The sequence below is a fragment of the Cryobacterium sp. PH31-O1 genome, assembly GCF_030063455.1.
Lineage (GTDB): Bacteria > Actinomycetota > Actinomycetes > Actinomycetales > Microbacteriaceae > Cryobacterium.
Genome location: NZ_JASITB010000001.1, coordinates 863,817 through 885,348 on the forward strand (window position 1 = coordinate 863,817; position 21,532 = coordinate 885,348).

The 21,532-nt window shown below is 63.2% G+C and carries 37 protein-coding genes, 1 tRNA gene and 1 pseudogene; 27 read left to right on the forward strand and 12 right to left on the reverse strand.

The genetic code is table 11. From position 1 onward, the window contains the following. Window positions 1-48 precede the first annotated feature (48 nt). The 11 genes and pseudogenes from QMK31_RS04130 to QMK31_RS04180 all read right to left on the reverse strand — a co-directional run bounded on the left by QMK31_RS04130 (window position 49) and on the right by QMK31_RS04180 (window position 6,995). On the reverse strand, window positions 49-318 hold the full coding sequence (locus QMK31_RS04130) for a hypothetical protein (RefSeq protein ID WP_283499650.1): 270 nt from the start codon (window positions 316-318) through the stop codon (window positions 49-51). Between the two features lie 269 nt (window positions 319-587). Beyond that, the gene (locus QMK31_RS04135; RefSeq protein WP_283499651.1) at window positions 588-1,034 is read right to left on the reverse strand and encodes a pilus assembly protein TadG-related protein; all 447 of its coding nucleotides are present in this window, start codon (window positions 1,032-1,034) and stop codon (window positions 588-590) included. Then, entirely contained in the window at window positions 1,031-1,489 is a 459-nt protein-coding gene (locus QMK31_RS04140; protein ID WP_283499652.1) for a hypothetical protein, read from the reverse strand. The genes QMK31_RS04135 and QMK31_RS04140 overlap by 4 nt, the downstream gene beginning before the upstream one ends. Next, a complete protein-coding gene (locus QMK31_RS04145; protein WP_283499653.1) occupies window positions 1,464-1,895 on the reverse strand; it encodes a TadE family protein in 432 nt (143 codons plus the stop codon). The genes QMK31_RS04140 and QMK31_RS04145 overlap by 26 nt, the downstream gene beginning before the upstream one ends. A 9-nt stretch (window positions 1,896-1,904) precedes the next feature. Continuing rightward, complete coding sequence (locus QMK31_RS04150; RefSeq protein WP_283499654.1) at window positions 1,905-2,081, reverse strand: hypothetical protein; 177 nt, start codon at window positions 2,079-2,081, stop codon at window positions 1,905-1,907. 41 nt (window positions 2,082-2,122) lie between these two features. After that, a complete protein-coding gene (locus QMK31_RS04155) occupies window positions 2,123-3,085 on the reverse strand; it encodes a type II secretion system F family protein (protein WP_283499655.1) in 963 nt (320 codons plus the stop codon). Window positions 3,086-3,098: 13 nt separating this feature from the next. Next, window positions 3,099-3,956: a type II secretion system F family protein gene (locus tag QMK31_RS04160; RefSeq protein WP_283499656.1), complete on the reverse strand. Its 858-nt coding sequence runs from the start codon at window positions 3,954-3,956 to the stop codon at window positions 3,099-3,101. After that, window positions 3,953-4,741 (reverse strand): annotated as a pseudogene (locus QMK31_RS04165) (TadA family conjugal transfer-associated ATPase); the annotation flags it as partial. The gene QMK31_RS04160 and the pseudogene QMK31_RS04165, both read right to left, overlap by 4 nt. After that, window positions 4,738-6,153 carry a recombinase family protein gene (locus QMK31_RS04170; RefSeq protein ID WP_283499657.1) on the reverse strand — a complete coding sequence of 472 codons (1,416 nt, stop codon included), beginning with the start codon at window positions 6,151-6,153 and terminating at the stop codon, window positions 4,738-4,740. The gene QMK31_RS04170 and the pseudogene QMK31_RS04165, both read right to left, overlap by 4 nt. Before the next feature lie 16 nt (window positions 6,154-6,169). Continuing rightward, the gene (locus QMK31_RS04175; RefSeq protein WP_283499658.1) at window positions 6,170-6,379 is read right to left on the reverse strand and encodes a helix-turn-helix domain-containing protein; all 210 of its coding nucleotides are present in this window, start codon (window positions 6,377-6,379) and stop codon (window positions 6,170-6,172) included. Window positions 6,380-6,752: 373 nt separating this feature from the next. Further along, complete coding sequence (locus QMK31_RS04180; RefSeq protein ID WP_283499659.1) at window positions 6,753-6,995, reverse strand: helix-turn-helix domain-containing protein; 243 nt, start codon at window positions 6,993-6,995, stop codon at window positions 6,753-6,755. A gap of 118 nt (window positions 6,996-7,113) precedes the next feature. Here QMK31_RS04180 and QMK31_RS04185 point away from each other — a divergent pair, with 118 nt between their 5' ends. The 3 genes from QMK31_RS04185 to QMK31_RS04195 all read left to right on the forward strand — a co-directional run bounded on the left by QMK31_RS04185 (window position 7,114) and on the right by QMK31_RS04195 (window position 8,038). Then, window positions 7,114-7,317, forward strand: a complete 204-nt coding sequence (locus QMK31_RS04185) for a hypothetical protein (RefSeq protein ID WP_283499660.1) — start codon at window positions 7,114-7,116, stop codon at window positions 7,315-7,317. A gap of 4 nt (window positions 7,318-7,321) precedes the next feature. After that, window positions 7,322-7,486, forward strand: a complete 165-nt coding sequence (locus tag QMK31_RS04190) for a hypothetical protein (protein ID WP_283499661.1) — start codon at window positions 7,322-7,324, stop codon at window positions 7,484-7,486. Window positions 7,487-7,967: 481 nt separating this feature from the next. After that, window positions 7,968-8,038 (forward strand) — tRNA-OTHER (locus tag QMK31_RS04195). A 65-nt stretch (window positions 8,039-8,103) separates the two neighbouring features. On the opposite strand, the gene QMK31_RS04200 is transcribed toward QMK31_RS04195, so the two are convergent. After that, entirely contained in the window at window positions 8,104-8,499 is a 396-nt protein-coding gene (locus tag QMK31_RS04200) for a hypothetical protein (RefSeq protein ID WP_283499662.1), read from the reverse strand. A 123-nt stretch (window positions 8,500-8,622) separates the two neighbouring features. Here QMK31_RS04200 and QMK31_RS04205 point away from each other — a divergent pair, with 123 nt between their 5' ends. The 24 genes from QMK31_RS04205 (at window position 8,623) to QMK31_RS04320 (ending at window position 21,434) form a co-directional block, all read left to right on the forward strand. After that, window positions 8,623-8,910, forward strand: a complete 288-nt coding sequence (locus QMK31_RS04205; RefSeq protein WP_283499663.1) for a hypothetical protein — start codon at window positions 8,623-8,625, stop codon at window positions 8,908-8,910. Continuing rightward, window positions 8,907-9,731, forward strand: a complete 825-nt coding sequence (locus QMK31_RS04210) for a phage antirepressor KilAC domain-containing protein (protein ID WP_283499664.1) — start codon at window positions 8,907-8,909, stop codon at window positions 9,729-9,731. Before QMK31_RS04205 ends, QMK31_RS04210 begins: the two co-directional genes overlap by 4 nt. Beyond that, the gene (locus QMK31_RS04215; RefSeq protein ID WP_283499665.1) at window positions 9,728-9,925 is read left to right on the forward strand and encodes a hypothetical protein; all 198 of its coding nucleotides are present in this window, start codon (window positions 9,728-9,730) and stop codon (window positions 9,923-9,925) included. The genes QMK31_RS04210 and QMK31_RS04215 overlap by 4 nt, the downstream gene beginning before the upstream one ends. Next, window positions 9,910-10,194, forward strand: coding sequence for a hypothetical protein (locus QMK31_RS04220; protein WP_283499666.1), 285 nt, complete (start codon window positions 9,910-9,912; stop codon window positions 10,192-10,194). Before QMK31_RS04215 ends, QMK31_RS04220 begins: the two co-directional genes overlap by 16 nt. Next, a complete protein-coding gene (locus tag QMK31_RS04225) occupies window positions 10,188-10,445 on the forward strand; it encodes a hypothetical protein (RefSeq protein ID WP_283499667.1) in 258 nt (85 codons plus the stop codon). The genes QMK31_RS04220 and QMK31_RS04225 overlap by 7 nt, the downstream gene beginning before the upstream one ends. Beyond that, window positions 10,442-10,618, forward strand: coding sequence for a hypothetical protein (locus QMK31_RS04230; RefSeq protein ID WP_283499668.1), 177 nt, complete (start codon window positions 10,442-10,444; stop codon window positions 10,616-10,618). Before QMK31_RS04225 ends, QMK31_RS04230 begins: the two co-directional genes overlap by 4 nt. 103 nt (window positions 10,619-10,721) lie before the next feature. Then, entirely contained in the window at window positions 10,722-11,192 is a 471-nt protein-coding gene (locus tag QMK31_RS04235; protein WP_283499669.1) for an HNH endonuclease signature motif containing protein, read from the forward strand. A 7-nt stretch (window positions 11,193-11,199) separates the two neighbouring features. Next, the gene (locus QMK31_RS04240; RefSeq protein WP_283499670.1) at window positions 11,200-12,459 is read left to right on the forward strand and encodes a hypothetical protein; all 1,260 of its coding nucleotides are present in this window, start codon (window positions 11,200-11,202) and stop codon (window positions 12,457-12,459) included. Continuing rightward, a complete protein-coding gene (locus tag QMK31_RS04245; protein ID WP_283499671.1) occupies window positions 12,456-12,767 on the forward strand; it encodes a hypothetical protein in 312 nt (103 codons plus the stop codon). The genes QMK31_RS04240 and QMK31_RS04245 overlap by 4 nt, the downstream gene beginning before the upstream one ends. Beyond that, on the forward strand, window positions 12,764-13,048 hold the full coding sequence (locus QMK31_RS04250; protein ID WP_283499672.1) for a hypothetical protein: 285 nt from the start codon (window positions 12,764-12,766) through the stop codon (window positions 13,046-13,048). The genes QMK31_RS04245 and QMK31_RS04250 overlap by 4 nt, the downstream gene beginning before the upstream one ends. Next, window positions 13,045-13,701 carry a PDDEXK family nuclease gene (locus QMK31_RS04255; RefSeq protein WP_283499673.1) on the forward strand — a complete coding sequence of 219 codons (657 nt, stop codon included), beginning with the start codon at window positions 13,045-13,047 and terminating at the stop codon, window positions 13,699-13,701. The genes QMK31_RS04250 and QMK31_RS04255 overlap by 4 nt, the downstream gene beginning before the upstream one ends. Next, window positions 13,698-14,675, forward strand: coding sequence for a hypothetical protein (locus tag QMK31_RS04260; protein WP_283499674.1), 978 nt, complete (start codon window positions 13,698-13,700; stop codon window positions 14,673-14,675). The genes QMK31_RS04255 and QMK31_RS04260 overlap by 4 nt, the downstream gene beginning before the upstream one ends. Continuing rightward, window positions 14,672-15,172 carry a hypothetical protein gene (locus QMK31_RS04265; RefSeq protein ID WP_283499675.1) on the forward strand — a complete coding sequence of 167 codons (501 nt, stop codon included), beginning with the start codon at window positions 14,672-14,674 and terminating at the stop codon, window positions 15,170-15,172. The genes QMK31_RS04260 and QMK31_RS04265 overlap by 4 nt, the downstream gene beginning before the upstream one ends. Before the next feature lie 64 nt (window positions 15,173-15,236). After that, window positions 15,237-15,608 (forward strand): YfdP family phage-associated protein, encoded by a 372-nt coding sequence (locus tag QMK31_RS04270; protein WP_283499676.1) that lies wholly within the window; start codon window positions 15,237-15,239, stop codon window positions 15,606-15,608. Beyond that, window positions 15,608-16,516 (forward strand): DUF2303 family protein, encoded by a 909-nt coding sequence (locus QMK31_RS04275; protein WP_283499677.1) that lies wholly within the window; start codon window positions 15,608-15,610, stop codon window positions 16,514-16,516. The genes QMK31_RS04270 and QMK31_RS04275 overlap by 1 nt, the downstream gene beginning before the upstream one ends. Before the next feature lie 127 nt (window positions 16,517-16,643). After that, entirely contained in the window at window positions 16,644-17,231 is a 588-nt protein-coding gene (locus QMK31_RS04280; RefSeq protein WP_283499678.1) for a hypothetical protein, read from the forward strand. Next, entirely contained in the window at window positions 17,228-17,956 is a 729-nt protein-coding gene (locus QMK31_RS04285; RefSeq protein ID WP_283499679.1) for a hypothetical protein, read from the forward strand. The genes QMK31_RS04280 and QMK31_RS04285 overlap by 4 nt, the downstream gene beginning before the upstream one ends. Then, window positions 17,953-18,357: an HNH endonuclease gene (locus tag QMK31_RS04290; RefSeq protein ID WP_283499680.1), complete on the forward strand. Its 405-nt coding sequence runs from the start codon at window positions 17,953-17,955 to the stop codon at window positions 18,355-18,357. Before QMK31_RS04285 ends, QMK31_RS04290 begins: the two co-directional genes overlap by 4 nt. Before the next feature lie 139 nt (window positions 18,358-18,496). Continuing rightward, on the forward strand, window positions 18,497-19,375 hold the full coding sequence (locus QMK31_RS04295; RefSeq protein ID WP_283499681.1) for a phage replication protein O: 879 nt from the start codon (window positions 18,497-18,499) through the stop codon (window positions 19,373-19,375). Further along, window positions 19,372-19,758, forward strand: a complete 387-nt coding sequence (locus tag QMK31_RS04300; protein WP_283499682.1) for a hypothetical protein — start codon at window positions 19,372-19,374, stop codon at window positions 19,756-19,758. Before QMK31_RS04295 ends, QMK31_RS04300 begins: the two co-directional genes overlap by 4 nt. Continuing rightward, complete coding sequence (locus tag QMK31_RS04305) at window positions 19,755-20,201, forward strand: hypothetical protein (RefSeq protein WP_283499683.1); 447 nt, start codon at window positions 19,755-19,757, stop codon at window positions 20,199-20,201. Before QMK31_RS04300 ends, QMK31_RS04305 begins: the two co-directional genes overlap by 4 nt. Continuing rightward, entirely contained in the window at window positions 20,198-20,506 is a 309-nt protein-coding gene (locus tag QMK31_RS04310) for a hypothetical protein (RefSeq protein ID WP_283499684.1), read from the forward strand. Before QMK31_RS04305 ends, QMK31_RS04310 begins: the two co-directional genes overlap by 4 nt. Window positions 20,507-20,832: 326 nt before the next feature. After that, window positions 20,833-20,964 carry a hypothetical protein gene (locus QMK31_RS04315; protein ID WP_283499685.1) on the forward strand — a complete coding sequence of 44 codons (132 nt, stop codon included), beginning with the start codon at window positions 20,833-20,835 and terminating at the stop codon, window positions 20,962-20,964. Continuing rightward, window positions 20,961-21,434 carry a single-stranded DNA-binding protein gene (locus QMK31_RS04320; RefSeq protein ID WP_283499686.1) on the forward strand — a complete coding sequence of 158 codons (474 nt, stop codon included), beginning with the start codon at window positions 20,961-20,963 and terminating at the stop codon, window positions 21,432-21,434. The genes QMK31_RS04315 and QMK31_RS04320 overlap by 4 nt, the downstream gene beginning before the upstream one ends. The last annotated feature ends 98 nt before the right edge of the window (window positions 21,435-21,532 follow it).

Below are 21,532 nucleotides of genomic sequence, written 5' to 3' on the forward strand. Positions count from 1 at the left end.
AGTACCGCTCGCGGCATCCACTCTAAAAATGCGGGCGCGGGAGGGCGCCTACAGCTGCAGCGGAACGAACTGGTATTCGCTCGTGAGATGCTCGTGCTGGCAGGCGCCGCAGTAGAGCACGCCGGAAACCCGCATGGCGTCAACCCGCGAGCAGCACTGGATCACCTTGGGACCACAGCAGGGGGAAATCACCATGTAGCCGCCCGATTCGGCCGGATCGTGACCGCTCAATCCGCGATCGTGATGCACGCCCTCGCAGGGCAGAAGAGACTCGAAGTCGAGCTGCTCCACAACGCGATCGTCCAGTAGTACATTCATGATTTCACAGCCGATCTCGGTGGTTCTCAGCCGCCATCCTGGGCCACGTCATCCGGCGGCGACCAGCCCGGTTGAACGACGACCGAGGGTCGTCAGCACTGCCAACCGGGGACCGGGGCTGGCACGAGGGTCGACTTCGCTATAAAACCGTGAAGCCCCCTACGAGGTAGGAGGCTTCCATGTCGACTACGTGTCTGTGCATAGTACGCTTCCATCCTGAAATTACCAGTGCCACTTTGCGCGCACCCGTTTCGGGGACTGAAGCCCGGCTAGTGGAACACCGCCCGGGATACCACCGTCACCTCGAGCGGCACACCGTCGGGGACCACGAGAGTGAGAACCGGCGGGCGCCACCACGATTGAAGCGTCACCGACGCGCTCTGCCGGTCAGTGGATGCCGCGCTCGTCACCGACAGCGCCTCGAACGAATCGTGGGGAACGAGGCGCAGATACTCATCGACCGCTGCCGACACGTCATGCGAGCGCAGTTGGGGCCGTGGCCCGCCGACGCCGAGCTGCACCGCCCCCAGGGTGAACGCCTCGGACCCGGCGAGCGCGGCCCCATCGGCGAGGCTCAGCAGCCGTTTGTGTTCGAGATACAGCGACGTCGCCGACAGAGCCACGAGCACGAGGCTCAGGGCCAGAAAGCCGTAGAAGATCACGAGCAGCAGGGTGGATCCGTCCTGGTTCGATGGGTGCGGCAGACGCCTGGTCATCCGAGACCACCGAACCGGGACACGATCTGGGTCGACGCCGCCGTCATCGGAACGCTCGCGCTCTGGTTCAGGGCGAGCAGATCGGGAGCCAGCGGCAGAATGATGCCGATGCGCACGGTGACCGTCACGAGGTTCTGACGGCTCAGGCAGTGACTGGCCCCACCAGCACAGTCGATCTGCACCTGGGCATCACCCGGGTCAAGGCCGTAGTCCTCGAGCGCGAAGGCTACCGCACGGTGGGCCCGCGCGGTGGCGGTGACCGCATCGGGAGACTGCACATAGACCCGGGCGGCCTGTCGGGCGGCACCCTCCACGGCGAGCGCACCACCCTGCAGCGCGGACAGGGTCAACACCAGGTAGACCAGAGGTACCAGCAGGATCAGGCCAGCCGTGATGAACTCGAGCGACGCCGAGCCCGATTCAGAACCGTTATTCCAGCGTTTCGACCGCGGCACGAGCGACCACCTCCAATCCGCGTGGAACACCGAGCAGTCCCATAAGCGGCAGCGGTGCGCGCACCCGCACTTCGACTGTGGGATATCCAGCACTCACCCCATGCTGCGCTACGACATCGGTGGCATAGGTCGCCCCGATGGCCGTCGTAATCAGGTCGCGCGTGCGCTGGGCCCCCGCTGGCAGGCTGCTGTCGGCGAGCGTGGCATAGCGGGCACCCTCGGCGGCGGCGTCGAGCACGGTGTTGCGAATGTGCAGGGCGAGGGCGAGTTGCATGACCATAAGCGTCAGGAAGGTCAGTAAAGACACCACCATGACGAATTCGGCCACGACGGAACCCGCCTCGCCGCTGAGCCGGTCACGGCACAGCCGGGCGCGGCGGCGCATCCGCTCGCAATGCTGGTACATGCCGCCCGGTCAGAAACTGCTGACGCGGTCCATGGCCTGCTGGAACACCCCGCTGAGGGCGGGGCCGGCCAGGCCCCAGATGATCAGAACCAAGCCTGCCGTCATCAGGGTGATCAGCACCCAGCCGGGCACGTCGCCTGTTTCATCGCGGAGCAGGTTGTTGAAGCGGAGCATGATTCGGGTCATCTGATTCTCTTCTCTCGAGGGGTGGGTGGTGCTGTGGAACGTCAGAACCCGGCCTGAAGCACAACGAGCCCGGGAAAAACAGCGAACAGAACGGTCATCGGAAGAATCAGGAAGACCAGCGGCACGAGCATCGCCACTTCCTTCTTGCCGGCCAGTTCAAGCAGCGTGCGCTTGGTCTGGTCGCGGGAATCCTGCGCCTGCGCCCGCAACACCTCGGCGAGCGGCGAGCCCCGGTCGAGGGCGCCGGTGACCTGGTCGACGAACCGGGTCACCTCCGGCAACTGGATGCCCCGCGACAGCGTCTGCAACGCCGCCCCGATCGGAACCCCGGTGTGCACGTCGGCGACCACCCCGGCGAATTCCCGCGACAACTCCCCCGAACTCGTGCGTGACACCCGTCGGATGGAATCCAGGATGCCTTCCCCCGCCGACAACGACAGGGTGAGGAATTCCAGAATGGTCGGCAGCTCACTGCGCATGCGTGCCAGTCGTGCGGCCGCCGCCCGTTGGAGCAGCCAATCCCGCAGCGTGGCACCGCCGAACGCAGCCACGAACGGCAGCGCAATGCGGGCGGGCAACAGCAGATCGGGCAGCGCCACGACAGTGACCACCGTTCCGGCAGCGAAGGCCAGCAACGCCCAGACGAGCTGAACGGAACGAAATTCCAGGGCGGTCTTCATCGAACCCGACTGGTGCAGACGTCGCGCAATGGTGTCGCTGCCCCCGAGGAGACTCGACAGCCCTCGCGTGAGCGCACGCAACAGCGGCGCGAACAGGCTGCCCAGCACAGGGATTGGGTTCACCGTTCGCCGGGCTTGGATGCGGCGCGCTTCCGGGGAAATGTCGAGGATGTACGGCACCACCCGGTCGCTCAGGCGAGGCCGGGTCAGGCGAGGCGTCAGGCTTACGAGCGACCACAGCCCCACGCCGAGGCCGCTCCCGCACAGCACGGCCCAGCCCAGAGCGGACGAATTCAAAGCGAATGAACTCAGAGCGGCACTCATCGGCTGCACCCGTTCACGAGAACCACCGGCGTTCCTCGGGCAGGCGACCGACGGCGATCATGACCCGATACGCGATGACCGACAGCGCGAGACCGCTCGCGATCACGACGACACCGGCCGGCGAGTTGTACGCGATGGCCGCTTCCGGGCGCGAAGCGAGCAGAATCAGAATGATCCACGGTGCGGCGACGCCCAACCGGGCCGCGTTCACCACCCAGGACTGGCGGGCTTCCACTTCGAGCCGCACGGCGGCATCCTGGCGCAACCAGGCAGCGAGGCTGCGCAGCACGACGGTGAGGTCACTGCCGCCCACCTCGCGCGCCATGCGCAGGGTCTCCAGAATGCGATCGGCAACCGGGTCGGCGAGGGAACATTTGAGTTCGTCAACGCAGTAGCTGAAGTTTCCGGTGGCGCGGTACTCGCGCTCGAACTGCGCGAATGCCATGCGGGTCGCGGTCGGCCCGGCCTGCGCGAGGCTGCTCACGCTGTCGGGTAACGCCAGCCCGGAACGCAGCGCCGACACCAGGTGGTCGACAACATCGGGCCACACCGTGCGATTGGCCCGACGCCGCGCCGCCGCCCGCCACGACACGATCAACCACGGCAACAGCAGCCCGGCCAATCCGGCGACCGCGCTGAGCGCGAGTACCGCGAAGATTCCGTGGACCAGGGCAGCGGATGCCACCCCCACGATCGCCGACAGGGCCAGGAAAGCGGGTACCGGCACCGACGGCAGCCCGCCTTGAACCAGGCGCATCCGCATCCGTTCGCCCACTCCGGCCCGCTTGGCTGCAGAATCGGCCGGCCAGAGGAACGGCGCAAGGACCAACACCAGCCCGCTTCCGAGCACGCACCCCAGCACGAGAGTCATGCGGCGCCCTGTCGTAACACCGACGCCGGATCGACGCCGGCCGCACGAAACTTGGCCAGTTTGGTGGGGTGGGAGCCGGTAGGTTCAAGGTGGCCGTGCGGGGAGAGGAACAGGGGGCTCGCCTCGATGGTCGAGCCAGCGAGCTGGCCGCTCGGTGCGATGATCTCGGTGACGCGGCGGCGGCCGTGCCGGTCGATCTCACAGTGCACCACGATGTCGATGCAGCCCGCCACGGTCGGCAGTACGAACGACGAGTCGATGTTGCGACCGGCCAGCAACGGCAGCGTGGAAAGCTTCGCGAGTGCGTCTCTGGCACTGTTCGCGTGGATCGAACACATGCCAGGCAGCCCGCTGTTGAGGGCGATGAGCAGGTCGAGGCTCTCGGCTTCGCGCACCTCGCCGACCACGAGCCGGTCGGGACGCATCCGCAGTGACTCCTTGATCAGCCGGCGAAGGGTGATCTCCCCTGTACCCTCAAGGCTCGGCTGCCGGCATTGCATCGCGACCACGTCACGGGCCGACAGGTCCAGTTCGAAAGTCTCCTCCACTGTCACGATGCGTTCGCCCGGCCGCGTCGACGAGAGCAGGGCGTTGAGCATCGTGGTCTTGCCGGTCTGAGTGGCGCCGGACACCAGAATGTTCTGGCCGCCGAGCACACAGATTCGCAGAAAATCGGCGGCCTGCTGGGTGAGGGCGCCGAGCCCGACAAGCTGGTTCAGATCACGGATGCGCCGGGTGAACTTGCGAATATTCACGGCCCAGTACTTGCGCGTTATGTCCGTTATACGTCGATAGCTACAGGGGTACCCCACCGGGCCGTGATCGTCAACGTTCGGACCTCGCCGAAGTTCACAATGAGCCCGGAGGCAAGACTTCGAATGGCGGCACGCTTCGTCTGCAAAGATGCGCCTGGCCACGCCTCCATGAGTTCACGTGCGATCTTCGCGGGCCCGGCGGGCGCGAGGACAACAGACGACTCCACTGCTCGCAGGGACTCGCTGAGTGCTTCCCGCCGTTCTTCCATTGCGGCTACCGCCGACCGATACGCGCGCTCAGGGACAATCCCTTGCGCGAGCTTCTGAGTCAGTGTCGACATCTGCGCATCGACGGCGAGAATCTCCCGTGCGAACCGTTGCGCATCTACCTTCGCCGCAGCCGCAGCATAGTCAGGTTCTGGATCGTCCATGCGGCCCACCTGCTCCAGCCAGCCGAGCACCGCCGGGTCAAGAATGCGCGCCGAGATCGTCCCCGGCCCATGCGCCGGAACTGTATGAACATTCTGAAACTGGCACCGGTATCCGATGTACGGATCAACGCTGCCTCGGCTCTGACTGTTCATGAGCCCGAACATGGTCCCGCCGCACCCGCACCGAAGAATGCCAGAGAGTAAGTAGCGGTGTCTCGGCGCACGCTCGCCGGCACGTTCAGCCCGCATTGCCCGGTACTGTTCCCAGACAGCGACCGGGACCAGACCCTCATGCTCGCCAGGAAACAGCTCGCCGTTGTATGTAATCTGCCCGGAGTGAAACGCCTTATCCAAAATGGACGTGACGGTCGAGTGCTCCCATGAAGAACTGTCATAGAACGTGCGGTAACCGTTCGCCTCCAACCAGTCGGCCAACTGTCGCGATCCCATGCCTGACAGGTACAAGTCATACAGTTTCGGGATGGCCGATGCGTTCTCTGGGTGCGGTACAGCATGCTTGTCCTTGATAACCCATCCCCACGGTAGGCGCCCAGACGGCAAGCCGCGGTTCACTCGGTTGACATGGACCTCTTTCCACTGCTCGCCGATGCGCTCAGACTCGAACGCGGACAGCTCAGTCATTACGCCGCGCGCGAATCGGCCGGCTGCTGTCACGTCGTTCGGCTCGGTGGCGGACTCGATGCGTCCGCCTGCTACCTCGATGCGGTCGACGGCCAGGGCCCAGTCTTTGCGCGATCGCGAGAGCCGCGACCACCGCCATAGGACGACGACATCAACGTCCCCGCTCTCGACGCTCGCCATGAGTCGTATGACCGCGGGGCGCTTCCATGTGCGTCCCGAGATTCCCGGGTCGGCTTCGACTCCGACGACGGTATAGCCGTGTTTCTCGCAATGAGCCCGCCCGGCAGTCTCTTGCAGCTCAAGACTGATGGACTCTTCCTTAAACGTCGACTGGCGCAGGTAGAGGATTGCACGCGGCTGCTGAGTCATGACGTGACCCTGCCGACTACTCCGTGGCGCCGAGTGCAGCCGTGATGACCTCGAGCGGATCCAGGCGCAGCACTCTGCACAGGCTCACGAACAGGTCCATATCCAGCGCGCGATCTCCACGCAGGTATTGAGAGATCGTCTGCTGAGGAATGCCGCCCAGTAATTCGCCCAGGCGCTTCTGGGTAATGAACATCTCGAGAAAGGCGTCGTTGACGATGGCGGCCACAGCCAGAGACATGGGGCCGGGTTGCATCCTTCTCCCCTTCGCCACACCCTGACGTTATCGGCAGGCTTGCCGACTTCTGACGAGGGTTAGGCTCGACCATATATATGGTTCGCTCTCCGCGGGTGTCTGTCAATGGGTATCCCTCGCTTTTGTGACCCGACGTGCAGCGCAGATGGTGCATGTCGCCGGTCGGATGTATGTTCGAATGTAACGAGAATTTGGGGGAATTATGCACGCGTACGCAAACACTGTTCGAGGCCGGCTGGTTGATGCAGCCAAGACTGCTGGCATCACGAGCAACCTGCCGGAACAGCCCGCTGACATTGCCGTCAGCGTGGCCATTCGCGAGGCACGTCGGTGCGATGTGACGTTATCAGTCGTCTTCGACGATCGCTTCGGCCTCGATCGCAATGGCTGACACGGTCGTGCCGAGGGCTTTGGCTATTGCGCGAAGCTCGCCCACTGTCGCAGCGCGCTCGCCCTTCCTGATTCGAATAATGGTCCGCAGGTGGATTCCAGTTTGAGCGCTAAGGTCCTCATTCGTCATCTCCCTGGCCGACATAAGCTTGCGGATCACTTTTGTAACCGCGAGGTCGAGAGGGTCTATTCGTGTCATAACTGTCACTGTATGGCCATATTTGTCACTTGTCGATTTGCGAAACAGGGGATTGACAAATCTGTCCTGTCTAGTCCTCGACTTGTGCAGTGACATATTTGTCACTACAGTGACAGTTATGTCACACACACCGCCTCAAGCCCAGGACGTAATCAACGTCGTCAGGAAATCCCTAGGCATGTCGGACGAAGCCCTCGGCTCGGCATGCGGAATGCCCCGCTCCACTCTCCGCACCAAAATCCAGAATATCGACCTCTTCACCCTCGGTGAGCTCAAGCGCATCGGACCCGCTCTGGATACCGACTACAAGACCTGGGTCTAGCCGCGTGAAGAAGGCACTCGTCCTCTCGCAAACCGCTTCCCTCTTCTGGGCCGGCATCCGTGAATCACGGAAGCTCACGCCCCACGCGCAGGCCGTCGCCGCGCACTATGCCGGCGGCCCATCCGTCGAGAACCTCGAACGCATGATCCTGGCCGAACGCGCCGTATAGCTCCCCCGCCCTCATCTGAGTAGGGCCGCAACACCTCACATTCTTGGCCGTCCACTGGACGGCCGAACCGCCGGCGTGTCCGCATGCCAGCTGCATCACCTGATTTGCCCCAGGGACCACCGCGAAAGCGACACGGCTGGGCGCGCTCGCACCTCATTGAAAACTGAATACAGCGAACTGAGAAGGATATTTACTCCGCCACACGGGCCCCGAGAACGAATGGGGAGGCGAAGTCGAGCAGTACGGCGAGGGAGCGGCATTCGAGGCCAGGCCCCGCCAAGGAAAGTACTCAGGTCGTGTGCATGCGGGTAGGTCGGTCCCTACGTCGCATGTGGCTTTACCGGCGCAGCTCGCTTGACGCGCCAAGGAACCACAACAGATTTGGCCTCACCCCGAGGGAGCGTGTCAGCGGGCGAATGCTGCCCCATCGCTGAAGTGGAGAGGTCACGCCCGGTCAGCTTCGAGCCCTGACCGGGCATATGGGCGGGTAGCTCAACTGGAAGAGCGCGGGTCCCCCCACCCGATATGCCGGTTCGAATCCGGCCCTGTTCCCACTCATCAACAGAAAGGGGAATCAATGAGCTTCATTCTCTCGACCGCCGCGATCTTGCTCGCTGTCAGTCAATGGGTTTGGGTTCGCCGGGTGACTCGACGGCGACTGGATGAAACGGGACCACGCGTTTCTTCGCCAATAGAACGCCGTATTTCAGAGTTATTTCGTCGGGGCGGTCGCCACTCAATGACTTCAAGGTGAATCGTCGCGACGATCCGGCCTTCATATCGCCAAAGAGCCAGGATCCGCCGAGTTGGTACTCGGCGACGGACGCGGGATCAATTGCGACCTCTCGAACGGTTCGTGATCCCACGTTCCTGATCCGGTACCACCCATCAAAAGCCGGGTCGAGTTCGATTCGGAAAGCGATGGACGCCGAATTGATCCGACGAATCGAGTCAGCCCAAGATGCGGCGGCGATAACCAGCGCGCCGAGCGATATGAGTTCACTCATTGTCATGTTCCGAAGTCTATGGCCGGGTCCGTCATAGGGATGTCCGGGCGCATAGCCCCGGCGTCCCGCTTATCAACGAAAAAGCCCACCCGCACGAACGGATGGGCCACGACACAGAAACGAGATCCAATGCCCACCCAGACTACAGACTTCGACGCCGAGATCAAGAAGCGGCAAGCGGAGATCGACGAATTGCGGCAGCAGCGAACCCGCGCCGAGGTCGCTGCGACCGAACCCGACTGGCTCAGCGCCGGCGGCAAGTACATGGTCAGCCTCAACGCCCACGGTAGCGGTGGCGCCGAGGTCACGACATTCCGCTACAACTTCCCGCAGTCGTCGGGATTCCTCACGGCTGCCGACCTCGTGTCGCTGCGGGACCACCTGACGCTCGTGATCAACATGCGGGCGTTCTCATGAGTGCCACCATCGCCACGGCCTACGCCGAGCGTCTGGACGACCTCAAGGTGATCACGCTCACCGATGGTGAGGTATGGAGCGCACGCGATCTGATGGAGTTCGCCGGGTACACCGAATGGCGCAACTGGTCGAAGGCTATCGATCGGGCCGTCGTATCCGTCAACACCACAGGGATCAGCGCTGCCGACCATTTTGTTGGGGTCAACAAAATGGTCCAGATCGGGTCAGGGAGTCGCCGCCAGGTCGAAGATGTCGAGGTGACCCGCTACGGGGCATACATCCTTTTCCAGAACGCGGACCCGTCTAAGCCCGCAATCGCCGCCGTGCAGCAGTACTTCGCAGTGCAGACGCGGCGCCAAGAGGTTGCCGAGCCCGCCGCGCTCCCCGGCGACTACCTGGCCGCGCTCAAGGCGCTCGTCGCGGAGGTGGAGTCAACCACGGCGCTCAAGGCTCAAGCCGCGATTGACGCCCCAAAGGTTGCTTACGTCGATGAGTTCCTTGCATCCGAAGACGTCGTTCTATTCCGGGCCGCCGCGTCCGAACTTGGCGTGGCCGAGGGCGTTCTGCGCGAGACCCTGCTGGACGCGAACTGGATCTACCGGTTGACGATCGGCAAGCGCTGGTCGAACTCGCGACAGAAGGACGTCCCCGAAGTCGAGTACCGGGCGGCTTCTGCTCACGGCTCAAAGTTTCGCCTGATGCCTCAGCACAACGCCCCACGTCACCACAACGGGCAGGTCAAGCAAACACTTTACATCCGTTCCGAATCGCTGCCGGCCATTCGCCACCGATTCTTCACCGCGAAAGCAGTTGCAGCATGACCAAGCCTCCCGCCCCGTATCCCGCAGAGCCCACCCACGGCTCGCAGATCATCGACAGCGACCGCCGCCGGCGAGTTGCCCAGCGCCAGACCGTGGTTGAGGTTCGCAGGTGGCTGGTCTCGCTAGTGATCGGGGTGCAGATCGCAGTCCTCGTGCTCCTATTCGCTGCAGTGATCGCATGGTGGTTGTCGTGACGGCCGTCGAAGACCTCACGGTCGCGATTCGCACGCTGACCGAGTTGACGTCAACCAGGGCGCGCGGCCCGATCCCTGCGCACCGTGATGCGGCCGATCTGACGGCAGCGCTCCGACGTTCGGTGCCGGCGCTGCTGGCGATCATGGCGGCGGCAATCACTCGGCTCGACGGGTGGCCTTCGAGCGATGCGGGCACGCAGGCGAACCCTGTTTACCTTGCCCGCCTGATCAACGCTCAACCGGATCCGCACGATGAGCAGCCGTGCTGAAATCGCCGGGGTTCATTCCGCGTCCGGTCGCAGTAGCTGGCGATCACGTCATGGTCATCGGCGGTCGCGGTCGCAATGAATGGGACATGACCGGGTACCTGCTGCCCTCCGATCCAGAGGTTGTTCGGCTCGCCGCTGAGGCCGTCGACGACGACCGGGTCGACCCGCCTGAGGACTGGTGGCGCGCGTCGTGGTTCTCCCGTCAGGTGAGCGTCGTGCTGCTCCGCCGGCGCCCATGGGTGTTCGTGTGACTGCCCCGCGTTGGCTCATCATCCTTGCCGTCATCGGCGCTCTACTCACCTTGGCGGGTGCCTGGTTCCTGTCGAACCTGCTCGCCCTGTTCGGCGTGGCCCTCATGGTCCCGGTCACCGCTATCGGCTGCCTAGCCGCGATTGAGAGATCACACGATGAACGCAAATTGTAAGCACCCCGGATGCGCACGACGCTCTTGCAGCGCCGGCTATTGCAACGCGCACCACCTGCGCCAAGTTCGTGGCAGCGATATGGACGCCCCACACCGTAGCGACGTGCCACCTGAAGACAGGTTCTGGTCGAAGGTCAACAAAACCGGCGACTGCTGGCTTTGGACCGCATCAAAGGATTGGCACGGCTATGGATCGTTCGCGATTGACCGCACGATGTGCAGGGCACACCGCGTTGCGTACATCTGGGCAAACGGACCCATTCCAGACGGTCTAACTCTGGACCACATGTGCGGGAACCGTGCATGTGTGAATCCAGATCATCTGCGAGCAATAACGAACACCCAAAACCACCAGAACAGGCAGGGCGCGGACATTGACAACGCTTCCGGGGTTCGCGGAGTCTCCTGGAGCGTGGCCAGTAAAAAATGGCAGGCCAAGGCCGAGCTCAACGGCAAGCAGCACTTTCTCGGCCTTTTCACCGAAATCGCGGCGGCCGAGGCTGTCGTGTCCGAATGGCGCCGAATCAACATGCCCTATTCACTAATGGATCAACGGCCTGCGGGCCGGGAATGAGATTGCAATGACATCGCAGAAAATCACCAAGATCACCGTGACCGACTTCATGGGGATCGAGGGCACCGTCGAGATGTTCCCCACCGGCCAACTGCAGGTGATCGCCGGGCCGAACGGATCCGGAAAGTCCAGCTTCATGGCCGCCGTCGAGGAGTGCTTCGACCCGGCCGGCACGCGGTTGATCCCGAACCCGGTGAACAACAAGGCCACTCGGGCGAAGGTGGAGATCCTGCTGACGGATGGGCGCATCGTCCGCGACTACCCGAAGGACGGGCCCGGCACGCTCACCGCCTATGCGCTCGACGGCGCCAAGTACCCGAGCGGAAAGGAGTTCGTGGCCAACATCACCGGCGGGCTGCTGTTCGATCCCAAAGACTTCGTGAAGCTGTCCGACAAGGAGCAGCGCCAAACGCTGCTGTCCAAGGTGACACTGCCCTTCGACCTCGCGGAGATCGACGCGAAACGCAAAGGATTCTTCGACGGCCGCACCGACAAGACGCGGGAGGTAAAGCGCCTGGCTGCGCAGCTCGACGGATGCGCCCCGGCCGACGCGAGCGTTCCGGATGCCGAGGTGTCGGCCGCGTCGCTGTACGCCGAGATGGATGCGATCCGCGAGCACAACGTGGAAGTGGACCGCCGCAAGGACACTGCCGAGCGTGCCTGCATCGCCCGGATCGATCTTGACGAACGCGGGAAGGCACTGGCTGCCGAGCTTGACGCGGTTCGGGCTGAACGCAGCGCAATGCTGGCCACCGAGCGCGAGGCAATCGCAGCGTGCAACTCGATTGCACCACAGTCGCCGGGTGCCGTGGCCGCGCAGCTGGCCAGCATCGACGAGACCAACGTAAAGGTGCGCGCACAGCTCACCCGGGCCGCCCTCGCCGCTGAGCTTGACGACCGTACCGCCGAAGAGGCCGCGATGACCGCGAGCATCGCCGCCATCGACAAGGTGAAGGCTGGCGGCCTCGCCGCTGCCGACTTCCCCGCCGGCCTCAGCGTGAGCGACGACGCAATCATGTTCGGCAACGTCACGTTCAAGCAGTTGAACACGGCCCGTCAGGACTCGATCGCGTTCGACCTGGCCACGAGCGGCAACCCGGACTTGAAGATCGTGGTCATGAAGTCGGGCAACGACCTTGATGACGTCAGTCTCGCGGCCGTGCAGAAGCTCGCCGACGAGCGCGGCTATTTCGTTCTCATGGAGCGGTACCGCGGTGACGCTGATGGTGTCGGCTTCCGCATCCAGACCCCGGCGGTGTCGGCATGACCGACTTCAAGGCCGCAGCGAAAGCCCGAATCGCCTACTACCTGAACCACCCGGAAAGCATCCTGAACACCGACGCGGATCACTTCGCCTTCGCCCAGGCGACGGCGACCATGGCCATCGCTGAAGCAGCAGACGCGCAGGTCGCCGCAACCATCGCGCAGACGGAGCAGCTACGCATTGGCAACCTCATCGCCTACAAACAGCTGCACACCCCACGCGAAGTCAACGACCGAGGGCTGTTCTTCGAGCTGCCCGTGGACCGCGACGAGATGACCAGCGACATCGAGAGAGGCCTGTGGGCGCTGTGACCATCGGAGAGAGCCAATCAGACATCTACTACGACGCCCCAGACGGGTGGACGGCTGAGCAGGAAGACCATATCGAAGAGGCGGCGCGAACACTGGTCGACCTCACTGTGGCTGATGCGCTCGACAACATCGGGAAGCGCTGGGAAGACGTGCCTGACCTCACCGAAGAGCAATTCACAGAGGCCAGGGAGCAGGCTGAAATGGCGATGCAATCCCTCGTGAGTTGCCCCGATTGCCACCGAGTCGGCGGTCACAAAATGGATTGCGGGCGTCGAGCATGACCCCCGCCGAAACGCTTGCTGGCCCCGCTGAGATTGACGTGCAGCGGGGCGTACTCGCACCGCCCTGGCAATCCCGTGTCATGGCCGACTCACTCGACCGGCCCGCGTGGCTCACTGCGCGAGAGCCGATCGTCGGGGCCAGCGACGCGGCCAAGCTCGTGAAGATGTCGTCCATCGAGACGTACCTCAACGCGAAGCTGAAGCCCTCGACCTTCTCGGGCAATCGGTACACCGAATCGGGCAACGAGTGGGAACCGATCATGCTCGCCTGGGCAGGCATCCCACAGAACACTCTGCTGATCCATTCCGCAGACCACCCGGGCCTCGCGGCCACCCCTGACGGGCTGCTGGTCAAGCCTGAGGGCATCGTGCTCTCCGAGGTCAAGGCCAAACACGACCGCATCGTCTACGGCCCCACACCGGGCGAATTCCGGCAGGTCGCATTCCAGCAGTACTGCGTCGGCCCGGAGGTCCTCTACACCGAGTTCATCTGGGCCGAGATCGTCAAGGGCGAGATGCGCACCGAGGTTCCCAAGAGCCTGCGCATCTACCCCGCCGACGTCGCAGACGTGCTGGCCGCACTTCTGCCGATCGCCATTGAACTATCCACGCGGATCACCGCCGCACTCAAATTCGAAAGAGGCATGCCATGAGCAAGGAAGTCACTCAGTACGAAGCCGCCGGGCTGGACGAGAAGATGCGCTACGTGCAGACGCTCGCATCCGCTGGCGACCTCATCCCCAAGGGGCTTTGGGACCGCGGCGCCCCGTCCCCCGGCAAGGTGCTGTTGGTCATGGAGACCGGCGCGATGCTCGGAATTCACCCGATGGCCGCCCTCGGTGGAATCCATGTGATTGAGGGAAAGCCTACGATCTCCCCCGGCCTCATGTCGGGCCTGGTGCGGAAGGCCGGCCACAAGCTGCGCGTGAACACGACGGGCACGATCGAGGGCGGCGACTTCGCGGCCACGGCCACGATCACCCGATCAGACGATCCCGACTTTACGTACTCGGCAACTTGGACTCCTGCCCGCGCTGCCCGCGCTGGTTTGTGCAAGTACGAGGTCAATAACGGTAAGTGGGTTGTGACTGCACGGTCAAAGAGCGGCAACCCGCTCCCGTGGGAGGCCTACAGTGAAGGGCTCTGCAAGGCCCGCGCCATCGGAGAAGTCGTCCGGGAGGGCGGCGAGGATGTTCTCATGGGTGTGAGCTACACACCAGAGGAGATGGGCGCGCTGGTCACCGACGCTGGGGAGCTGCAGTCCACCACAGGCACAGATGCTGAGCCCGCCGAGGATTGGGCTGCACTCGTGGCCGCGGCGACGACGACCGCTGAGCTTATGGCGATCAGGGATCGGGCCAGCGCTGCCGAACAGTACACGGCCAACCGCACGATGTTCCTGACGAAGCACGGCGAACTCAGCCGGGCCGAGGCATCCGAGGCATCCGAGGCATCAGCCGATACTGCTGCTGAACCTGACGAGAACATTGTCGACGCCGAGATAATCACGGATGACGAACCTGTCGCCGCTGTCGCAGAACTGGAACCGGAAGAGACGGAGCTGCAGCGGTACGAGCGCGAAACTGCTGCTGAGTTCGCTGCCGCAACGCCCGCCGCTGCGTCATGACCGAGGGTGAGCCGAACGCCCTGGCCATTGTCGGAAGGTCCGATGAGGAGAACCGCACTATTGCGGACCCCGCGGGCGAACTCCTCGTCTCTGTCGCGGAGGACCATGTCATCGCCATGCTTACCCCGGTTGATCTGATCGATTATCTGCCGCTGGGCCCGACGGAGGTGGAGCAGCTCATTCAGATACTCGCGGATCGGGTTGAGCGCTCTGCCGGAGTCATCACCCGCCTGTATGAGGACGTTCACCGGGCTACCGAGAAGTGGCAGGGGGCTGTCGCAGATCATTGCGTGGCCAACGTGAAGTACGGCGCCCAGATGGCCCGGCAGGTCGCTCTGTCAAAGACCAAGAGCGAGCTTCATGATCTGAACCTTGCTAAGGAGAAGCTCAAGTACGCCGAGGTGCTGGCGGATGCTCTGCAGTCGAAACTTTACGGCTACATGAATATAAACAAGTCCGTGACTGCGGCATACAACGCTTCTGGCATGCGTCGATGACCACCACAAACTCCCTGCTGCCGTCGGCGCAGGAGAACGCACGACCCAAGAAAGAAGGAACATCATGTCCGCAACATCCAAGACCGAGGCTGGCAGTTTCGCCGCCATTCTCGCATCCATCCGTCCCAAGAGTGACGTGGAACTCGCGGATGAGCTGCGCGGTGTCATCGAAGCCGTGAAGGACACCGGAAAGCCCGGCTCCCTCATTTTCCGTGTCGACGTGAAGCTCGTCAACCCCGGCGGCTCCGAAGTGATCATCAGCGACAAGATCACGGCGAAGCGCCCCGAACGCAACCGTGAAGGCTCCATCGCTTACACGGATTCGGCGAACAACCTCAGCCGTTCGGACCCGCGGTCAACGCCGCTGTTCGAGGAAGATGCACACGATATGCCCGCATACGACCACGCCACTGGCGAAGTAAAGGACCTCGACTGATGACTGATTTCACCACCGAAGCACAGGCAGTATCTGCGCTCGCAGGACAGGCTCTCGCACCGCAGAGCGTCGACATCAACCAGATCTACACCGTCGCTGACCAAGATGGCGGCGTGCGCCTCATCGACACGGACCAGTACGGCCCGGGCCCACGGCGAGCTACTGGCCGGCGCATCGTCACTGATGCCTACTCGTTCGTGACGTACCTCGACCGGCACTCGAATGACCAGACCGAGGTCTTCGCCGACAAGGTCGCGAGTACTGTGATCGCGGTGCTCGATTCGAATACCGGCTTCGCTAAGCCGAACGGCTGGCAGGGCCATACTGTGAAGCTCGAACTCGTCAAGACGATTCCATGGCTCGCATGGCTGGCTCGGGACCTCACCACAGTGGGCCGGGGCGCTTGGTTCGGTCAGGAGGAATTCGCCGAGTTCATCCAGGAGCGCGCAACGGACTGCGTCTCCCCCGACAGCGCCACGCTGCTGGAACTCGCAACGTCGTTCCAGGCGAACAACAAGGTCGACTTCAAGTCAGCCGTGAACACCGGGTCGGGCCAGATCAACCTTGGGTTCGACGAGACGATCACGGCCAAGGCTGGGCAGAAGGGGAACATCCCGATCCCGACCGAGTTGAAGCTCCGGCTGCGCCCGTACATCGGCGGCCCGATCTACAACGTGACGGCTCAGTTCCGTTTCCGGCTCAACGGCGGCGACCTGCGTCTGGGGTTCGCGATCGTGCGACCTCAGGACATCCTCGACGCGGCGTTCACGGACATCGTCGACGAGATCCGCGACGGCAAGGACGAGACCATCGTCGTGCCCGGCGTCGGCGGCGCCGAGGCGACAACCGAGAAAAAGCTCATCCACACCGGCACGGATGCACCGATCTTCTTCGGGAAGCCTGCATAACCCTCCGCGCTGCATGACAGCGCACCCGTAACACCCTCGCCGAAGGCCGCCCGCGCAACCACGCATGGCGGCCTTCGGCGTACCACCGCCGGGAGGCACCAATGCTCAACATGAATTCAGCCAGACCATGATCGGAACCGACACAGGCATGATGCCTTCCAGCTTTCAAACGATCACGCCCCGCCGAGTGATCGGTATCGACCTCAGCATGACGTCGACCGGGCTCGCCGTCATTGCCAACGGAATCATCGAGACGCACACCGTGACGTCGAAGGCTGACGCTGACACGCTCCGCAGCTTCATCGACCGTTCCGAACGGATCGCCCACCAGATCGACGAGGTCGTGCAGTTCCACGGCACCGATCTAGTCGTGATCGAGGGTCTCATTTATCACGGCAAGTCGAGTTCTCTCGACAAGATCAACGCGCACTGGTGGATGGTCGTGAAGTTCATCTGCGAATACGTCGATCAGGAACCCGTGGTCGTGAACAGCTCGCAGCGCTGCAAGTATGCGACCGGCGGAGCGTCGGCGAAGAAAGACATCGTGCTCGCTGCCGTCCTCAAGCGCTACCCGCAGGCCGACGCCGCAGGCAACGACGAAGCCGACGCGGTCATCTTCGCTGCGATGGGTGCTCGCCACCTCGGGCATCCGGTTGAAGAGTCGTTGCCTCTGCTGAACCTCGAGGCGATGGAAGCCGTGAGGTGGGGAGCGTGAGCGCCGCTTGGGCGTCGCCATACGCCGACTCCGCGCGGCGGTTCAAGAACGATGTCACGAAGCACCGAATGACAGTGCTGCACGATTCGGGCGTTTACCGCCACGTGCGATTCCAGAAGCCAGGCACGGGCATTGGGCACTTCGCCCTAATCACGGCGCCGGGCTGTCTCACGATCCGCGGCGACATGGGCACCTACGTCTTCGCCCGGATCTACGACATGTTCAACTTCTTCGACCGCTCGAGCTACGGGATCAACCCTGGCTATTGGGGCGAAAAACTCGAAGCGATTGGACGGCCTGAGGGGTATCGAGAGTACTCCGTGGAGAAGTTCAAAGCTTGGGTGAACGAAGACTGGGCTGACCGTATGGAGCAGTACACGCCGGCGCAGCGCATGACCATTCGCGCCGCGATCGATAGCGACATTCTTGGCGACGACAACTGGGGATTCGATACCGAGTACATCGAAGGGGCAACGGGCGTTCTCGATGATTTCGACGTGGAAGGCTTCACGTACACGGATGTCGGAGAGCTGGATTTCGAGGACTACTCGTATCACTATCTCTGGGCGTGCCATGCAGTTCAGTGGGGCATTCAGCAGTACCGCCTCGCCGAGGTTGCCGCCGTCGAGCCGTGGACCTCCAAGCGATGGTGGACCCATCGCGAGCAGCCGTTCGCTCGCGTCGCTTTCATGGCTGCGCACACGTCCAGGCGGTGGGCAGCATGATCCTCCCCAAGGTCCCGAAGCCATCGAAGGCCGAAGAGAACGACGCCTACGAGCTGGCCACCCTGCGCGACAAGGACACATGCCAGAAGTGCCGCCGGGACTGTGGGCCGACCGCTCGCGACCACCGTGTGAACCGCTCCCAAGGCGGCCGCACCGTCGTGAGCAATCTCCACGTGCTCGGCCTCGACTGCCACAAGTGGGCGACCGAGCATCCCCTCGACGCGCAGGCCGAGGGGTGGGCCGCACCGAGCTACGCCGACCCGCGCGAGTGGCCGGCGCGACGGTGGATGCCGATCTACGGCGGGCGTCTGCACCTGTCCTGGGTGCTGTATTCCGACGACGGCGAGATCGCAGTGATCACCGAAGAGGACGCAGCGCTCCGAATGTACGGCGCCGCGTGATCGACCGGGCCGCGCTGATCAAGCACATCAAGTCCCGCGCGAACAAACAGGCATCCCTGCCCGCAGCCGCGGTACTGGATGCCCTCGCCCTCCAACTCGAGAGAGGCGACTTTGACGACAAGGAAGGAGGTAAGACGTAGTGGTCTGGTTCAACGTTGACGACGGGTTCCCCACGAGCCCAAAGGTTTTGAGCATCCCCAGGGGTGAGCGAATGGCCGCCGTGGGTCTCTGGACTATCGCCGGGGCGTCGTGCGCAAAGCACCTCACGGACGGCCATATTCAGACTTTCATGCTCGACGAATGGGGTGCAGATCCGCTCTCTGCAGAGGCTCTCGTGGCCTCTGGATTGTGGGAGACAACCCCTCAAGGATTCGTCTTCCACGATTGGGAGGGTTGGCAGCGCACGAGGGAGGAAGTTGAGGGAAAACGCGAGGCTGAACGGCTGCGAAAGAAGACTTGGCGAGAAAATAGAGCTGATCAGAAGGCAAATCATGTCCCGCCTTTGTCCCACGGGACGGACAGCGGGACGGACGCACTTGTCCCACGGGTGTCCCAACACCCAAACCAAGCCAAGCCAAGCCCTACCAAGCCAAGCCGATTAAGTACTAAAGAGCTTCTTGTCGATGATTCTCCCGAGCCCATCTCGGAGCTTCGCCCCGAGGTCGAACGGCTGTGCATCCTGCTCCGCGATCTTGTCGTGGCAAACGGATCGAAGGTACCAGTCATTGGCCCGAGCTGGCACACCGCGGCCCGGCTCATGCTCGTCGCCGACGGCCGTGACGTGGACGCCGCCGAGCGGCTGATGCGGTGGTGCCAGGCCGACTCGTTCTGGCGAGGCAACGTGCTCTCCATGCCGAAGTTCCGGAAGGGCTACGACCAGATCCGTCTCCATGCCGAGAGGCAGCGGATCGAACGGCAAGAGCAAGTCAAGGTCCCGAAGGATCAACAGATCCTTGACGTCATCGAAACGGGCAGGCGAATGCAAGCCGAACACGACCGGAAGGCGCTGAGCGCATGAACTACGACGACATCGGCAAGCTGATTGCCCGCGTGAAGATCGGCGACAACCGCGACGTCGGCAAGCTCGGCCTGCTGCACGAGGAATGGTTTCAGTCCCTCGGCCACCTGCCGCTCGATGAGTGTTTGGCCGCTGTGGTCATTCATCGTCAGGAGCAGCCGGGGGTGTACCTCGAGGCCGGCCATATCGTCGCCAACGTCCGACTGATCCGGTCCCGGCAGGAACGCGCGGAGCGGATCGTGACGGCCATTCAGCGCGGTGCGATTGCTGCACCGATGATCACGCTCGACCGGGCGAAGTTTGAGGCTGAGACTCAGGCCTCGATCCGGGAGCACCGCATTGCGCGCGGCGTCGACCCGGAGACCGGGAAGGCGATCGTATGAATGACCTGATGGCTCTCGCGGATGACGAGTTCGCGGATGAGCTGAACGAAGCGATCTTCGATGACGAGATCTGGGCAGGGTTCTTGGACCCGGACGTGTGCCGGCGGGCAAGACCTGCGCTGGTGATCCTGCGTGCGTCACTGATGGAGCGCCTGCGCGAGGTGAAGGCTCGCACGGCGACGCGCCGGGAGCTGATCGCGTTCATAGCAAAGGCTGAACTGCGGCTGGCAGAGGTCAAGACCGCCGTGTCGGCAGCGAACAAAGCTGATGATGCGTCGATCGCATCGCTTGAGCGCAAGTGGGGCATGTTCGCTCAAACCCTTGCCGAGATCGTGAACAGCTCGGACTTGGCGCACCAACTCAGCTACGTGCTCCTCGACGGCGATTTGAATGCCGAGCAGTGGCTCCGACTGCGGCACCAGAAAGCGCCGGCATCGTCATGAGCGCTCACCCCCACACCGTGACCGTCTCTGTGCCCATGACCGCCGTCGACATGTGGAAGCTCGAGACCATCGCGGAGCGCCGCGGTATGACGTTGGCCGACTTCCTATTCCGCTCGGCTGTTGCCGTGTGCGGGGCGGGCGCACCGGCCGGCGCCGAGTCGATCGTGATCTTCCATCGGGCAGGAATGACCGCCCCGGAGATCGCCCGCCGCCTGGACATGACGAATCTGGCCGTGAAGGACCGGCTGCGCCGATTGGGGCTCACGCCGAACACGAATATCAAACGGAAAGAGACCAAGAAATGACCGCGAAAGCAACGAATGATGGCCGCGACAACTTCACGATCGGCTGCACGACGTGCCCGGATTTTGGGGCGGTGGCCTCTGGCCAGTCGGCAACGGTGAAGATTTGCGCCCGGCACGACAAGCGATTCCACCCGCAGGTGTATCAGCCGCCTAAGCATTCCCCTAGCGTGCGGGATTTGCCAGCCACGAGTCGCCCCGTGGCCGCTGGCGGGGTTTTGCCCACATTCGACCCGACTGCACGCCAGAGCCGGGAAATCGACGGAGACGGGCGCGTAACGCTTCCGACCAGAACCACAAACACGATGTTGAGAGACGAGAAATAGAGCATGGCGAAGGACTACGACCCCAAATTGGGCACCCGCCTGGTGCAAGGACCCCCCGAGCACACGGCAGCAATCACGAAGATTCAGGCCGCAGCTCGCGGCGACATCCAGACGAAAGAGAGCACGACAGCATGAGCAAAGCAACACTGACCATCGAGGGATTCGTGGCCAAGGAACCCGAACCCCGAGATGCCGGACAGCATCGCGTCGTCGAGATTGTGGTGCCTGTCACCCCATCTCGCAAAGTGAACGGTGAGTGGGTCGAAGAGAAGGAAAAGACGGTCTGGTTCGAGGCCACGTTCTGGGACGAGCACGCCGACGTCGTGATGAACGAGGTTCGAAAGGGCTCGCTCGTGCAACTGACTGGCGGTATCGAGCTCGAGGTGTACAAGAAACGCGACGGTGAGCCCGGCGCGAAGGTGAAGCTTTCATTCCCGACGATCGCGGTCGTAGTGCTTAGGCCGAAGCGCGGCGAGAGCGCATCGCAACGGCAGGGCAACCCAGCAGATGAGCCTTGGCCTGCCACCTCCGCTGCCGCGCCGGCGGCTGCTGCTGGTGATGTCTGGAATCAGCCCGGCAACTTCTCGGGTGAGACCCCGTTCTAAGCGCATAACCCCCGGGGGCGGCACAAGTCGCCCCCGCCAACAACTTCACAGAGACAGGACGCCATGACTGATCACGGCAGCACGAGAGGCTACGACGC

Coding starts and splice junctions, on each gene's coding strand:
- QMK31_RS04170 (WP_283499657.1), bottom strand. CDS start 6,153: ATGACTCAGCAGCCGCGTGCAATCCTCTACCTGCGCCAGTCGACGTTT.
- QMK31_RS04310 (WP_283499684.1), top strand. CDS start 20,198: ATGAGCGCTCACCCCCACACCGTGACCGTCTCTGTGCCCATGACCGCC.
- QMK31_RS04135 (WP_283499651.1), bottom strand. CDS start 1,034: ATGACCAGGCGTCTGCCGCACCCATCGAACCAGGACGGATCCACCCTG.
- QMK31_RS04155 (WP_283499655.1), bottom strand. CDS start 3,085: ATGAGTGCCGCTCTGAGTTCATTCGCTTTGAATTCGTCCGCTCTGGGC.
- QMK31_RS04220 (WP_283499666.1), top strand. CDS start 9,910: ATGGTGGTTGTCGTGACGGCCGTCGAAGACCTCACGGTCGCGATTCGC.
- QMK31_RS04280 (WP_283499678.1), top strand. CDS start 16,644: ATGATCGGAACCGACACAGGCATGATGCCTTCCAGCTTTCAAACGATC.
- QMK31_RS04265 (WP_283499675.1), top strand. CDS start 14,672: ATGACCGAGGGTGAGCCGAACGCCCTGGCCATTGTCGGAAGGTCCGAT.
- QMK31_RS04270 (WP_283499676.1), top strand. CDS start 15,237: ATGTCCGCAACATCCAAGACCGAGGCTGGCAGTTTCGCCGCCATTCTC.
- QMK31_RS04130 (WP_283499650.1), bottom strand. CDS start 318: ATGAATGTACTACTGGACGATCGCGTTGTGGAGCAGCTCGACTTCGAG.
- QMK31_RS04160 (WP_283499656.1), bottom strand. CDS start 3,956: ATGACTCTCGTGCTGGGGTGCGTGCTCGGAAGCGGGCTGGTGTTGGTC.
- QMK31_RS04275 (WP_283499677.1), top strand. CDS start 15,608: ATGACTGATTTCACCACCGAAGCACAGGCAGTATCTGCGCTCGCAGGA.
- QMK31_RS04245 (WP_283499671.1), top strand. CDS start 12,456: ATGACCGACTTCAAGGCCGCAGCGAAAGCCCGAATCGCCTACTACCTG.
- QMK31_RS04290 (WP_283499680.1), top strand. CDS start 17,953: ATGATCCTCCCCAAGGTCCCGAAGCCATCGAAGGCCGAAGAGAACGAC.
- QMK31_RS04315 (WP_283499685.1), top strand. CDS start 20,833: ATGGCGAAGGACTACGACCCCAAATTGGGCACCCGCCTGGTGCAAGGA.
- QMK31_RS04305 (WP_283499683.1), top strand. CDS start 19,755: ATGAATGACCTGATGGCTCTCGCGGATGACGAGTTCGCGGATGAGCTG.
- QMK31_RS04240 (WP_283499670.1), top strand. CDS start 11,200: ATGACATCGCAGAAAATCACCAAGATCACCGTGACCGACTTCATGGGG.
- QMK31_RS04145 (WP_283499653.1), bottom strand. CDS start 1,895: ATGTACCAGCATTGCGAGCGGATGCGCCGCCGCGCCCGGCTGTGCCGT.
- QMK31_RS04210 (WP_283499664.1), top strand. CDS start 8,907: ATGAGTGCCACCATCGCCACGGCCTACGCCGAGCGTCTGGACGACCTC.
- QMK31_RS04260 (WP_283499674.1), top strand. CDS start 13,698: ATGAGCAAGGAAGTCACTCAGTACGAAGCCGCCGGGCTGGACGAGAAG.
- QMK31_RS04215 (WP_283499665.1), top strand. CDS start 9,728: ATGACCAAGCCTCCCGCCCCGTATCCCGCAGAGCCCACCCACGGCTCG.
- QMK31_RS04180 (WP_283499659.1), bottom strand. CDS start 6,995: ATGACACGAATAGACCCTCTCGACCTCGCGGTTACAAAAGTGATCCGC.
- QMK31_RS04205 (WP_283499663.1), top strand. CDS start 8,623: ATGCCCACCCAGACTACAGACTTCGACGCCGAGATCAAGAAGCGGCAA.
- QMK31_RS04255 (WP_283499673.1), top strand. CDS start 13,045: ATGACCCCCGCCGAAACGCTTGCTGGCCCCGCTGAGATTGACGTGCAG.
- QMK31_RS04150 (WP_283499654.1), bottom strand. CDS start 2,081: ATGACCCGAATCATGCTCCGCTTCAACAACCTGCTCCGCGATGAAACA.
- QMK31_RS04320 (WP_283499686.1), top strand. CDS start 20,961: ATGAGCAAAGCAACACTGACCATCGAGGGATTCGTGGCCAAGGAACCC.
- QMK31_RS04300 (WP_283499682.1), top strand. CDS start 19,372: ATGAACTACGACGACATCGGCAAGCTGATTGCCCGCGTGAAGATCGGC.
- QMK31_RS04185 (WP_283499660.1), top strand. CDS start 7,114: ATGTCACACACACCGCCTCAAGCCCAGGACGTAATCAACGTCGTCAGG.
- QMK31_RS04200 (WP_283499662.1), bottom strand. CDS start 8,499: ATGACAATGAGTGAACTCATATCGCTCGGCGCGCTGGTTATCGCCGCC.